Annotated in this window: 12 protein-coding genes; 1 reads left to right on the top strand and 11 read right to left on the bottom strand. The window is 41.4% G+C overall.

Annotated features, from left to right (window positions below; all coding sequences use genetic code 11):
- The 11 genes from ACNKW3_RS12940 to pyrC form a co-directional block, all read right to left on the bottom strand.
- The gene (locus ACNKW3_RS12940; protein ID WP_427399724.1) at positions 1-558 is read right to left on the bottom strand and encodes a hypothetical protein; all 558 of its coding nucleotides are present in this window, start codon (positions 556-558) and stop codon (positions 1-3) included.
- On the bottom strand, positions 555-1,109 hold the full coding sequence (locus ACNKW3_RS12935) for a pesticin C-terminus-like muramidase (protein WP_427399723.1): 555 nt from the start codon (positions 1,107-1,109) through the stop codon (positions 555-557). The genes ACNKW3_RS12940 and ACNKW3_RS12935 overlap by 4 nt, the downstream gene beginning before the upstream one ends.
- 322 nt (positions 1,110-1,431) lie before the next feature.
- Positions 1,432-2,697 carry a serine hydrolase domain-containing protein gene (locus ACNKW3_RS12930; RefSeq protein ID WP_427399722.1) on the bottom strand — a complete coding sequence of 422 codons (1,266 nt, stop codon included), beginning with the start codon at positions 2,695-2,697 and terminating at the stop codon, positions 1,432-1,434.
- A 116-nt stretch (positions 2,698-2,813) separates the two neighbouring features.
- The gene (gene amt, locus ACNKW3_RS12925) at positions 2,814-5,036 is read right to left on the bottom strand and encodes an ammonium transporter (RefSeq protein WP_427399721.1); all 2,223 of its coding nucleotides are present in this window, start codon (positions 5,034-5,036) and stop codon (positions 2,814-2,816) included.
- 172 nt (positions 5,037-5,208) lie between these two features.
- Positions 5,209-7,050: an ABC transporter ATP-binding protein gene (locus ACNKW3_RS12920; protein ID WP_427399720.1), complete on the bottom strand. Its 1,842-nt coding sequence runs from the start codon at positions 7,048-7,050 to the stop codon at positions 5,209-5,211.
- Between the two features lie 49 nt (positions 7,051-7,099).
- Entirely contained in the window at positions 7,100-7,618 is a 519-nt protein-coding gene (locus ACNKW3_RS12915) for a hypothetical protein (RefSeq protein ID WP_427399719.1), read from the bottom strand.
- 162 nt (positions 7,619-7,780) lie between these two features.
- Positions 7,781-8,194, bottom strand: a complete 414-nt coding sequence (locus ACNKW3_RS12910; RefSeq protein ID WP_427399718.1) for an MAPEG family protein — start codon at positions 8,192-8,194, stop codon at positions 7,781-7,783.
- A gap of 132 nt (positions 8,195-8,326) precedes the next feature.
- On the bottom strand, positions 8,327-9,256 hold the full coding sequence (locus ACNKW3_RS12905; RefSeq protein WP_427399717.1) for a 6-phosphogluconolactonase: 930 nt from the start codon (positions 9,254-9,256) through the stop codon (positions 8,327-8,329).
- Positions 9,257-9,279: 23 nt separating this feature from the next.
- Entirely contained in the window at positions 9,280-10,296 is a 1,017-nt protein-coding gene (locus ACNKW3_RS12900; RefSeq protein WP_427399716.1) for a family 43 glycosylhydrolase, read from the bottom strand.
- Between the two features lie 37 nt (positions 10,297-10,333).
- Positions 10,334-11,728: a DEAD/DEAH box helicase gene (locus ACNKW3_RS12895; RefSeq protein ID WP_427399715.1), complete on the bottom strand. Its 1,395-nt coding sequence runs from the start codon at positions 11,726-11,728 to the stop codon at positions 10,334-10,336.
- Entirely contained in the window at positions 11,725-12,765 is a 1,041-nt protein-coding gene (pyrC, locus tag ACNKW3_RS12890; protein WP_427399714.1) for a dihydroorotase, read from the bottom strand. Before pyrC ends, ACNKW3_RS12895 begins: the two co-directional genes overlap by 4 nt.
- 195 nt (positions 12,766-12,960) lie before the next feature.
- Between pyrC and ACNKW3_RS12885 the strand changes: the two genes are divergently transcribed.
- Positions 12,961-14,082 (top strand): hypothetical protein, encoded by a 1,122-nt coding sequence (locus ACNKW3_RS12885; RefSeq protein WP_427399713.1) that lies wholly within the window; start codon positions 12,961-12,963, stop codon positions 14,080-14,082.
- The last annotated feature ends 9 nt before the right edge of the window (positions 14,083-14,091 follow it).

Raw genomic sequence — 14,091 nt, 5'->3', positions numbered from 1 at the left:
TTAATAGCCACTTGCGTAGACGGGTGAAAAACTGATTCGCCCGTCATTTTGCAAAATCCCCCACACCGGATAAAAAGCCACATAGTTTCCGGCATCTATCCTATCTTTAACCCATAACAGATGTTTTATAGGCGTTATCTGCCCCTTATAAATAATTTCGATACGTTGAGCTTTAGCCTGAAACTGTAACTGATTGCCATCGAGCTCAAATCCGCTATTCGCAAACACATTACTTCTCGTTAGTTGTGGATTAATTGATAATGGTAAATCAGTAGGTTTTGAACTGTTGAATATAGTTGTTAACACTTGAGACGCTATATCCTGTTGGAAACGGATATTGGGCGTCAGAGAACAAGCCAAATAGTCTTGAGCTAGTATTTGACTTTGATAGGTATCAGGTAGTTTAAATGCAGCTCTAGCCAGGTTGTATCCGTTGCAATCATTTACTACAAAGCCCTTCGCAAGCTCTAATTCAGGTAATTTATTTTGCATTTGTGGTTGAGTTGCTGAACATGAGCAAACAAAAATTAGCCAAACAATAACAACGACTTTTTTCATAGGGTTAATGCGTAGTCAGCCTCTTTCATGCGTCTAGTAGGATATCTATCTCCAAAATTACGCAATTCTTTTACCGCGGTTGGCCAATCCTGACGTGTGACATGGCGCCAAAAGCGCGGGCATCGTTGCTTGACAGAACCATATTGGAACTCAACCGAAGCAATGATGGTTTGCCATTTTGCAGGAATATCGACGAAAGCGGTGTTACAATCTGCATTATATCGCTCGACCAATTGCTCAATCATCTTACTCTTGGCGCTTGAGTTCAGTGCGTTTGCCAATGCTTCATCAATTTCAATTGGGTACTGCTGTAAGTATGCTTGCGCTTGCTCGCCTTTAAGTCCTAAATAGGGCCCAAGCAACTGTAGGTATTTGGGGTTAAGCCCCAACTTCATTAGATCTTGAATATTGCGAGCGCCTAAATCAAATCCAATCCCTAAGGTCACGCCACTTTGACTATTTTGCGCGTCAGGCACATAGCCTTTTAATACGTTGCCTCCCTCAAGTTCAGCAATAAACGCATAGTCGATTTTAACGCCTTCTGTACTCATTCGAAGTCTCCATTGCACCTGTTCCAGCATTATTATGTAAAACCTAGGTTTTGTAAAAATTAGATGTTTGTTGAATTCTATCTTATAGTTTATTTTATGACTTTTGCCACATGGCTGAACTGAATTGATTTGTTACAGTCATACCCATCGGAAAAATATGGAATTAGTGCTTAGGCACGAGTTAGGAAACGACAATGCAAAAACTCATCCAACAAATCTTAGCGATACTCATGTTCATACTATCGTTTTTTCTGTAGGACATTTTATTACAAAACAGAGCAAAGCCCTATGACCTTGCTCATCGCCAGTATGTAAAGTGGCACTAATCCACCAGCGCTTGATAAACCAAATTGCGAAAATCATTGTGATAAGGGTGATAACCAAATGGCATAAACTGGGTGAAAGACATTAAGACAATGTTTTCTTTTGGATCAATTCTAAAGTAGGTAGACGCCGCACCGCCCCAACCATAATCTCCATTGGAACTCATATAGGGCACTTGACCTTGGTCGACTGTGACTGATACCGCTAAGCCGTAGCCTTCGCCAGGTGAGCCTGAGCCAAAGGGAACTAGGTTTTCAGGAAGATGATTACTTGCCATATACTCCACTGTTTTACGACCTAAAATCCTTACCCCATTTAGCTCACCACCGTTAAGAAGCATTTGGCAGAATTTTAAATAGTCACCAGCCGTTGAGGTTAAGCCTCCACCAGCGTTATGCACTGCTGGATCAGTTAAAAAGTCACCTAAAGGCTCGTTTTGCATAGGCGTGGCTTCACCATTTTCACCGGCATTGTAGATGGCGGCAAATCGAGTTACATTTTCTGGCTTAACAAAAAAGCCAGTGTCTTTCATTTCCAGAGGATCAAAAATAACTTGTTGCATGTATTCGCCTAGCTTCATGCCCGTTATTTTCTCGACTAAAAAGCCCAACACATCTGTGTTAACGCCATAATGCCATCGTGTACCTGGTTGATGGTTGAGAGGTAGTTTTGCCAATTCAGCTAATACGGTCTCAGGATCAGCTTTCCCCAAACCAATTGGAGATGCTTGATAAAGCTTATCTACTTCGCTACCAGTAAAGCCGTAAGAAAATCCCGCTGTATGTAGGAATAAATCGATGATTTGAATTGACCTATGGGTATCTTCCAGCTGCATAGAATCTCCGCTTCCACTGACATACACCTTTAAATTTGCCAATTCAGGTAAGTATTTTTCAATAGGATCATTCATATGGAATTTACCCTGTTCCCACAAGGTAAGCGCGGCTACCGCTGTAACAGGTTTACTCATTGAATAAATTCGAAAAATGGTATCTTTGGTCATGGGAAGCTGAGCTTCACGATCTCTTTGACCATGGGCAGAAAAATGCACGATTTCACCATTGCGAGCAACTAAGGTGACATTGCCCGCGAGTTTTTGTTCATCCACATAAGATTGCATTACCTCATCGATGCGGGATAATCGTTGACTCGAAAAGCCTTGAACATTTTCTTCATTAGACGCAGAAGGAACCTTAGCGTCAATGTTAGTGCAGGAGATGAGTAAAAAACTGAGGGTGAATATCAGGCTTGCGAATTTGTTCATATTGGTTTCTAACGCACGACTTATTGGATTAAGTCGAAGCAATCCTTTAGATAATGAGTAGTTAGACTATCCTAGTCTAATTATTTTTCATCGCAAGTCTTTCCTGATTCACAACATTAATGCAATTGAGCGCTACCCTCGCCCACGTGCATGCCCGTCACTTTTTGGTTTAGCGCGGCTGATAAAAAATTCAGTTTATCGCTAGTGTCCTGGACGTTATTGGCTCTTTGAGTATTGGTTTGTGTCAAGACTTCAAGCTCTTGCATACTGCTATTTATCTGGCAAGCAACCCCTGATTGCTGCTCCATAGTCGCCGCAACTTGTACTGACATATCTTCAATCTGTTGTATAAAATCAGCCAGAGATTCCAAATTATGTGCTGTAAAAGATACTCTTTGCACAGTGGCATCAGCTTCGTTTTTACTTTGCAACATAGACTGCGAAGCTTGTTCTGAGTTTTTAGAAAGCTGAGCTATTAAATCTGTAATCTGTTGTGTGGCTTGGTTAGTTTTACCTGAAAGTGCGCGCACTTCTTCTGCCACAACCGCAAAACCTCTTCCTACTTCACCTGCTCTAGCCGCCTCAATGGCAGCGTTTAAGGCTAATAAGTTTGTTTGATCTGAAATGCTTGTAATGGTTTCTAAAATTCCAGTTATGGATTGGTTCTGTTTTAACAATTCTTCCAAGGTAGATTGGCTGCTATCAATTCGGGTTGATAATTGCTCGACCGAATGCAGTGAATCTTGCATTTCCTTTTGCATTTGTTTGATTTTGACTGCAGATTCCTTGGTCGCTTCTGCAGTGTTGGCTGAACTCGATACCACTTCTCCTATGGTACCCGTCAGCTCTTTAATTGCCGAGGTGGCACCAGCAATATGCTGGCGTTGAGTTGTAGCATCCTTGCTAAGTCCATGAGACACATCTTGCATCATCAAAGATGCGTTTGTCATATCCTTCACACTGTATTTAATTTCAGCAATGGTTGTTTGAAACAACTCAATCAACTGATTAAACAAAGAGGCGACGTCACCCTCCTGCGTGCCAGGTTCGACTTCCACTCGACGTGTCAAATCGGACTCTCCCTTTCCATTGTTGGCATCAACAATACTTTTCATAGTAATCATGGTTTCTAACAAACCTGAGCTAGCGCCGTGCTCGTGTACGTTTAAACCCATGAGTTCGGCATCTTCTGATACCCTTAATTTGTTAAGTACTTTTAGCGCGTAAAATAACACCAGACCGCTAGAAAATCCCCAAACAAAGACAGCTAAAACACCTTGAGTCTGCACCCAAAATTGTTGCCAACTGCTTTGCAGTGGCAGGTTTTCTACTGGCGCTAAGAAGGCTAACATTAAAGTCCCCCAAGCGCCTGCTATTCCATGACCCGCGATAACATTGACAGGATCATCCAGTTTAAATACTCGCAGAACAACTTCTTCAGCACAGAACACAATAATGCCTGCAGTAACTCCCAACAACATAGCGCCGCTTGGTGTAAGTACCGCGCAGCCAGCTGTTACCGCCACTAAGCCACCGATAATGCCATTGAGCATCTTTTCAATATGGACCTCACCTTTATAGGTGAAAAGGCTAGCAACAAAGCTACTCATGCCTGCAGCTGATGCACAAATCATGGTGTTCAGCAGTATTAATGCAATAGAACTATCGCCGCTGAGGGTGCTGCCACCATTAAACCCAAACCAGCCAAAAAACAAAATCAGTACGCCAACTACCGCAAGCACCATATTGTGTCCGTGAATTTTTTGCGGATTACCATTTTTGTCGAAACGGCCAATACGAGGACCAAGCATGATGGCACCAGCTAATCCCACCCAAGCACCTAATGAATGGACCACAGTAGAGCCCGCAAAATCCACCATTTGTAATTCAGCCAACCAACCGTTTTCAGCCCATATCCAGTGTCCTGAGATCGGGTAAATAAAGGCAACAACTAAAGCGCTGACAATCACATAAGAAGTAAATTGCATTCTTTCAGCAACTGCGCCCGAAATGATGGTAGCGGCTGTACCGGCAAAAGTCGCTTGAAATACAAAATTGGCGTAATCAAGATCTTGGGAAACTGAAGAAAGGAAAAAATTGCTCGTACCTATAAGGCCATTGAAGGATTCGCCAAACATAAAGGCGTAACCCACCACAAAGAAAATCAATACCGACGCTATAAAATCAGTGATGTTTTTCATTGCCACATTACTGGTATTTTTAGCTCTTGTTGCGCCAGTTTCCAAAGAAGTAAACCCAGCCTGCATTAGCAATACCATTGAAGCAGCGATGATTATCCAGATTATGTCTAGATTTGATTGAACCTGACCGACGTCCATGTGGAAATTTCCTCAGTTAAAACAGTTTTTTTGCTAAATACGTTTATTCGGGCTCTTAAAAATAAGATGTACAAACGTGATACACATACTTAATACACTGTTTTATCGGAAGATTTTTACAGAAAAACACTATCCAAAAGTATAAATTTTAAACCTACACTTATTAAACTTCTTACTCCAAACCAATAAATCCACCGGTTTGATGGGCCCAAAGTTTCGCGTAAATCCCGCCTTGCTTTAACAAGGCTTCATGATTACCTGATTCGACGATTCGACCGTTATCTAAGACTAATAATCTGTCCATTTGCGCAATGGTGGAAAGACGATGAGCAATTGCTAAAACTGTCTTATCTTCCATTATTTGTGTTAGTCCTTCTTGAATCGCTGCTTCTACCTCAGAGTCGAGAGCCGACGTTGCTTCATCCAACAATAATATAGGTGCATCTTTAAGCATTACGCGAGCAATGGCAATACGTTGACGTTGTCCCCCTGAAAGCTTTACCCCCCTTTCGCCCACGTGAGCATCATAGCCTGTTCGACCTTTTGCATCCGACAAGGTAAGAATAAAATCATGGGCTTCAGCTTGTTTGGCAGCAGCTATCATTTGTTCTTCGGTAGCATCTTCTCGACCGTACATGATGTTGTCACGTACTGACCTGTGCATCAAAGAAGTATCTTGAGTCACCATACTTATTTGGCTACGTAAACTCTCTTGAGTAACATCGTCAATAGACTGCCCATCAATGCTGATTTGGCCAGAGTCTATGTCATAAAATCTTAGCAACAGATTAACTAGGGTCGATTTTCCAGCGCCAGAGCGACCTACCAACCCAACCTTTTCGCCAGGTTTAATAGTGACCTCTAGATTTTCAAATACAGAAATGGGATTTTCAGATTGGGTTTTATACGCAAAATTGACCTTGTTGAATGCAACCTCACCACCTTTGACTTTAAGTTGATGGGCATTTTCTTTATCTTTTACAGAAGCAGGCACAGACAAGGTAGCAATACCATCATGCACTGTGCCTATGTTTTCAAATAAAGCTGATACTTCCCACATTATCCATTGGGACATACCGTTTAATCGTAAACTTAAGCTTATGGCAATGGCGATGTCCCCAGGAGAAACAGTGCCGTGGATCCACAAATATATCGCTAACGCAGAAATGCTGAAAACCAAAAGCGAATTGCTAAACCATACGAATCCCTGTAACACTGTAACCAAGCGCATCTGTGGGTAAACTGTATGCAAGAATTTGCTCATGCCTTCTTTGGCATAGGTCTCTTCTCGGCTGTGATGGGAAAACAGCTTTACTGTCATGATATTGGTATAACTATCAACGATGCGTCCTGTCATAACGGATCTGGCATCGGCTTGCTTTTGGGAAACCTTTTTCAGCTTTGGCAGCATCACACGCAGAATACTGATATAAATCACCAACCATGTAAGCAATGGTATGGTTAAGCGCCAATCCGTAGAAAATACTAAAATAACCACTGAAACAAAGTACACAATGATATAAACCGCTAGGTTCAGCACTTTTGTGACGGTTTCTCGCACCGAGAGCGCCGTTTGCATCACCTTGGTTGCCACTCTTCCGGCAAATTCATCCTGATAAAAGGATAGGCTCTGACCTAGCAAATACTTATGGGCTAACCAGCGTATGCGCATAGGATAATTGCCCAAAACTGATTGATGAGTAATCATGGATTCAAGAATAACGACACCCGGAATTACCAATAGCACCAGTAATCCCATCCATATTAAGGTCGTTTTTTCTTCTTCTATGAAGGTCGAGGGATCACGGTCTGCAAACCAATCGACTAATTGGCCCATAAAACCGAATAAAGAGACTTCAAGAATAGCAACCAATGCACTTAAAAAGGATACGCTTATCAGTATCCACCACATGCCCTTTGAGTAATAATTTATAAAGCCAAACAAAGTCGTAGGCGGTTGAGTAGGTTGTTGAGATGGGAAAGGGTCCGTTAATTTTTCGAAAAATGAGAACATTCAGGGCTCAATGGTTGCTGCCAATTCAAGATTTGGCAGCAAGGATACTTTATTCTTCTACTAATGTAAGCCCATTTATGGATTTTACAGCAGACTTTATGTCGTCTTTATTCCGAGTACTTCTTGGCTTGATTAGCAAGGTTGGCAATCGGTGAGCTTGACGTGACATTACGGCGAGGTTCTGAGCGTCATTTTCAGGCTTCAACGACAGTGCACCAGCGACAAAAAGTCCTAAGAATATACCTGGGCTGACCAATGCAATGAAGGTAAAAATAGGATTTTCTTGAGTTAACGGAGGACCGAATTGCACTAATAAAAAGGCTACGAACATACCGATCAAAAATCCGATAAAACCGAAGAATATATGCCACCACAGCATTTTTTCGCCTAATTGGGTGGAATTCATCTCAAGTTTCTCACCTACCCGAGCGTCGTCGGGGGTGACCACATTAATTTCACTTTCGTCCAAACCAATGTCACGTTTCAATAATGCTTTAGCCTGATTAACTGGCATGTCTCCTTTGACAGCCACTGCTATTCGATCGTCAAATTCAGTTTCTATAGACATGATTAAATCTCCTCTTTCTACAAAATAATATCTGCAAATTTTGGACCTAAAGCTAACTACATGAAATCAAAGTAGATTCTGGGTTTTATACAAAAAAAAGCATGGTCAGATTTACACGTAGATGAAAAAATTTCACTGCTGTGTACATTATCTCCCTCAGGCTCAAATGAATTTTTCGATAATCTTGACTAACCAATAACCACAAATACCGAATTGGACTAAGAAAAATACAAATCTTAGGGTAATGGCGAAGTTTGCGACCGAACTAATATGAATAACGCTTTGAATGATTCGCGCAATTAATAGTACGTATGCCAAACCATTTGTGATTGCCGTTGAATCTGTCGCCAATGCCAGTAATAAAGTCCCCCCAATAAACGGAAAGCTTTCTACCATATTTAAATGGGCGCGTGTTATGCGTTGTCCTATATCATTTAAGTCGGAACCATCAGCTTTAAATTTTAACGATTTACGCTTATTTGCTTGATTCCAATAAGTGCGGAAACCGGCTAATAACAGTAACAACAACATCAACCAGAGGATGTAACCAGATAAAACTAAAATGCTTGCGTTCATAAAAATCCATTTCTTTTAAATTGGTCTATTGTTTGCCTTTTATACGCTGTTTAGCATAAAAAGACGATGCATCATGTCATGTGACCGACAATTTTACTGTTTTATTTTTCTAATTTAGACAAATTATTATGCTTAACGCTTGTCACAACCCAAATTAGGCAACACAAATGACTTAACGTTTGGATGCAACCTCACCCATAACCCGGGATTAGCGTCTAATTGTGATAACGCTTCTTGTTCATCATGGCTTAGAGGAGTACTTAACACCTTTGCATAAGTTTCAACTTTAGCCGGCGCTGAATCAGCATCCACTACAGATTGTACTATCTTGGTTGCTTGTAAAATCGCTGCAGGCCCAAGGGTTAAAATGAATTGAGCATTGCGACACTCTTTTTCATCTACCTCGTTCACTTGGCTTCCGCCCGCCTTAAACTTGCTTATATGGTGCGCCAAAATACTATCAGAAATAGGGATTAGGCCTGCCAAATGGTGATAACTAGCACCCGAAAAAGGTTTAATGTAAGCAAGATGAGAAGCTTGATTTTGTTCAGGTCCATGCCCTAGGAAAAAAATATCTAGTCCACCTAAAGAAGATAACTTTTGCAAATACTTCATCAGACCAGCTTCTAAATTTGGTGTATCGGTTTGCATAGGCGTGAAACTTTTAATCTTGTTAAAAAAGTCTGGCCCTAAAATACGTTCAAAATCTCGTACAAAACTAAAACAGTTATCCATGCTCATTGGCGCTAACGCATCTTGAGTAAATACGTTCAAGCGCGAGAACAAAGCATCTAATTGGTTTGTTGTTGCCAGTTTTCCAAGCAATTTATGTAATTGTTGCGCTCCTCGACCACCGAGTAACGCAATATTTATGTCACCTGATTTTTCTTCCGCTGTCTTTAGCAGTTCATCCAGCATTGCCTGCCCCACATCAGCCTCTGTGTTTAAGGTTATTGGCGTTACACCATGATCGACTAAATTAAATGGCGAATTATTTGTTTGAGACAACCAAATATTGTCGTCTTTTTGCTGTTTAGTAAAAGCTGTATCAATTTGACTCATGTGGGCTCCTATAAGGTCTAGTGCTATTTGACTCTTTGAGCAAAATCACTGACACCTATATCGGTACGTGTAACAGGCTGTATTGTACCATCTTCATTAAAATACAAATATTCTGCAGCCGTATGGCGCTGGCGTCCGCATGCTGAATCAATATCTAACCAGCGATGATAGAATAAAATCCATTGTCCTTTGTATTCTACTATTGAATGGTGATTATTAGACTCGTGTTCCTGCCCCATTATTTCTCCCTTGTATTCCCAAGGTCCCATAGGGGAAGTCGACATGTAGTAAGTCAGGATTCGGTTGTTTTCAGGCATGGTGTAATAGTAGTAATCACCGCGCTTGAAAACCCAAGGGCCTTCCATTTTAGGTTCATAACCGCCCATGTCCATTTTGACTAAATCGCCCTCTATACTGCGCATATCGTCGGCCATTTTCGCAACATGATAGTCTTTATCAGAAGCGTGCACATACAAATATGCCTGACCGTCGTCATCTATAAAGATGCTTGGATCGTTAGCATAAGGGGAAGTCCAAAGAGGCCCACCAATCATGTCTTTAAATGGCCCCGTTGGAGAGTCGCTTTCAGCAATTCCTATTCCCATCCACTTGGTACTATTTTCAGGATTCTGCCTATCTTTAAATCCTGTACCAGCAGGAAAAACAAAATAATATTTACCATTTTTATAAGCAGCATCAGGCGCCCATGCGAAATTGTCAGCCCAACTTAGATCCTCGACGGATAATATTGGACCATGATTTTGCCAATTCTTGAGATCGGAAGAAGAAAAAACATACCAATCCTTCATCCAAAAATCTTCTTGGCATTCCAAATCATGAGAAGTGTAAACGTACATTTTACCGTCTTCCCACACATGTCCGGAGGGATCTGCAGTGCGCAGATTTTCGCCAAAGTTTAAGGGATTGCCATGCGTAATATCTTGTTGTTGGCTAGTTGTTTGGCCGACCTGCTGCTCACAACCACTCAACAAAAAACCAATTGAGAGTAGTGTGATGTGAAAAAAAACTCTGTAATCCATGTTATTTATCCTTTTGGATTTTGTGCCCTTTTATTTATCAGCTGACACGAGTAGCTAAACGAGCCCGTAGCTTTTTACCTTTAACTTTTTCTTCTTTGAAAAACTTCATCGCTCTTTTTACGCTACGTAATTTGATTGCAACAAATGAGGATTGCGCGGTGACAAATATCTTCCCAATGTCCTGCCCATCAATTTCTGCTTGTTTAGAAAGCGCCCCTAGAATATCCCCTTTACTGATCTTTTGCTTTTTACCTGCACCTAATTCAATGCCTCGGTAGGTAGCGGGAATTATTCGATTAGCATGAAATCTTAACGCTTGGGTATGTTTGGTTGGTATTTTGGCATTGGTTTCTTCGGCGATTTTTAGCAAATGATTTTTTTGCTCAGCAGTAAAAAGTGTCATCGCCTGACCGCTTTTATCTGCTCTGCCAGTGCGCCCTATCCTATGAGTGTGGGTATCAATATCTAAACTGACATCCGCATTTATCACCAATTCTACATCTGGAATGTCTAACCCTCTTGCTGCTACATCACTGGCAACGAGAACGTTTGCGCACTGACTAGCAAAACGGCGTAATGCTGAACTGCGAGCTTCTTGAATCATATCGCCATGTAGTTCAGCGACGTCAAACCCTTGGTCCTGTAAATATCCGGCAATTGCTTTGACATCAGCTTTCGTATTGCAAAATACCATAGCGGAATTTGGTTGATATTCAGTTAATAAAGCTGCCACAGCATAGTCTTTTTTGCCGTCTTGGAGTTGCCAGCCAATTTGCGTGATGGATGGCGCCACCTGTTCTTGTAATAGACTTATATGTTCTGCACCTGGCGAAACTTGTTTAGCGATAGAGGCTATATTAGCGCCAAATGTGGCGGAAAATAACAATGTTTGAAATACCGCTTTATCTTGCTTTAATCGCTTGATAATCCATTGCATTTGCTCGGCGAAGCCCATGTCTAGCATACGATCAGCTTCATCCAATACAAAACACCCAATGTGTTTTAGAGAGGTGCTCTTTTTAGTAATAACATCAATCACTCGGCCTGGCGTTCCCACAATAACATCAGGTAAATGATTCATAGAATGCAGTTGTGGACCTATGGCGACACCGCCAAACAAGGTCAGTACCTTAAAATTGGCAATATGCTTGGCGACTATTCGAATTTGCTCCGCCACTTGCTCGGCTAACTCACGTGTAGGGCAAAGAACCAGAGTTGAAGGTGCACAAGGATCAGAAGTTTGCCATTTATGCAAAAGTGCAAGAGCAAAAGCAAGAGTTTTACCACTGCCGGTTTTTGCCTCCACCACCAAATCTTGACCTTCCAGCGCTATGGGCAGTACTTTTGCCTGCGTTGGAGTAGGTTGACTATAGCCTGCATCTTGCAGAGCGCTCAGTAGGGCGTCGGATAATCCAAAAGTCTGAAAGCTCATACAGACTGTAACTTCCATTTTAATTTTTCGCCGCCAAAAAACGGTACTATGTCATCCCCTGTTGTCAAAGTAACATTAGACGGAACCTGCCACTCTTGCTTAACCAAAGTGATACTGCCAGTATTTTCTGGCAAACCGTAAAATTTGGGGCCGTGTAAACTGGCAAAACCTTCTAACTTATCTAAAGCGTCTAGGTCATCAAAAACTTGGGCGTATAATTCAATGGCACTCCAAGCAGAATAGCAGCCCGCACAGCCGCAAGCAGATTCTTTTTTATGTTTTTCGTGAGGAGCACTATCGGTGCCAAGAAAGAACTTATCCGATCCAGACGCTACAACCTGACGAAGGGCTTGTTGATGAATATTACGCTTTAGCACAGGCAAGCAATAATTGTGTGGTCTTATGCCTCCAACCAACAAGTCGTTGCGGTTGAGCAAAAGGTGCTGTGGTGTAATAGTAGCCGCTAGATTTTGTTTGGTTGATAGTACAAAATCCGCTGCATCCTTTGTTGTGATGTGTTCAAATACCACTTTCAAATCAGGAAAATGTGAAATTATATCTTGCAAATATGCATCAATAAATGCTTTCTCTCGATCAAAAATATCGATTTCAGATTCTGTCACTTCGCCATGGACCAATAACAACATGCCGACTTCTTGCATCTTTTCAAATACAGGATACAAGCTTTTAATTCCCCTCACAGCAGCATCTGAATTAGTGGTTGCCCCCGCTGGATATAATTTACTTGCGACTATACCTGCTGCTTTTGCTTTAGTTATTTCTTCAGGCGTTGTGTCGTTGGTCAAATAAAGAGTGACTAAAGGCTCAAAATCATTGTTTTGAGGAACCGCTGATAGTATTCGTTGTTTATATTCCAACGCCATTTGCGTAGTAGTAACAGGAGGAACCAAATTCGGCATGGCAATAGCGCGTTTAAAGCAGCGTGCTGTAGCAGGAACGGTTTCCAACAACATTTGATTATCACGAAAATGTAAATGCCAATCATCCGGCGTTTTTATGGTAAGCGTTTGGGTCATGTAGCAGCGTCATTTATTGAATAATGGGCTAATTATGCATTAAGTTGGACTGATTCTCATCTGTTTCAGTGAATTTTACCCTTTGTATATTTAGTGAGTTTGAAATATGGTGCTATTATGCAAAATAAGTATCCAAAACAGCTTTAATATTATCAATCTAAGCTTTACCCATTTTTCCAAAGGAAGTTTTATCAGGTGACATCGGCAACTCAAACAAAATCTAACTGGATTTCTCGTATTGTATGGATAACAGTATTGGTCGTTTTATTACTAGTGGTTTATAAGATAACGTCCAATGATCCCCCGCCTGTAGCTACCAATTCAGTGCCTTTTGACGACCGGTTATTGGCCTGTAATCAAGTTAGCACAGCGGAGCTTACCGATGATTTCAATACCTGTTTAGAAATGGCGAACGAGGGTTGGCGCAAAGCTCAAATGAAAGTCGCTTGGGCGTTTGTGCAGCCTGGCGAGTACCAAGATGTCAAAGCCGCGTTCAAATGGGTATCCTTGCTATCCCGGCATAATCGCAACGCTGAGTTAGTCAGCTATATTATGCTATTTGTTTTCGGTGATACCGACGAAGACAAGGTAGTGGGTGAAAAAGGCATTAAAAAATTGGCCAATATTAATTTTGCTCCTGCTTCTGCGTATTTAGGCATATTGTATAAGTTGGGACAAAACTCATTAGTAAGAACCTCGGACCCCATTTGGTTATTGGAGCGCGCCCACCAACAAGATCCGACTGTTTTCGACGCCTATCAAATGGCCACTATTTACGCCAACGGCTTTGGTGTTGAAAAGAATTTTCAAAAAGCCAAACAGGTGTTATTAAAGCATGCGGATTATGATTACCCCATTACGACCAATAATGTTGCTTGGTTTTTGGCGACATTGGAAGAAAATCCTATGACCTCCCCCGAAACTGCAATTTCTCTAGCCCAAAGCGTAGTAGAAAATGAGCAGTTTCATGAAAACCATATCTATGTTGATACCTTGGCGGCGACCTATGCTGCCAATCAAGAATTTCAACAAGCGGTAGAATATCAACAGCAAGCGATTGCCCTTTTAAACACAATTGCTGAGCAAAATGACAAACAAAATACCGCTAAGTTGCTTGAAGAATATCAGGCGAGATTAGAACTCTATAAGAATAATAAAAAGGCAGTCACCGAAACCTTGGATAGAGAATCTGATAAGTTTTTTGCTGGGGTAAAAGCCTTTGTTGAGCATCAACTTTTAAATCAGTTGAATGCTACTATCGAAGCACCGGATATCGAATTATCGACGACCCAGATTGCAAATCCCGAAGACAAATAAGACTAACAG

It is taken from the genome of Glaciecola sp. 1036 (genome assembly GCF_050306235.1).
GTDB lineage: Bacteria > Pseudomonadota > Gammaproteobacteria > Enterobacterales > Alteromonadaceae > Glaciecola.
Note: the sequence above shows the minus strand (reverse complement) of the source record. Positions and strands in the feature narration are given on the sequence as shown.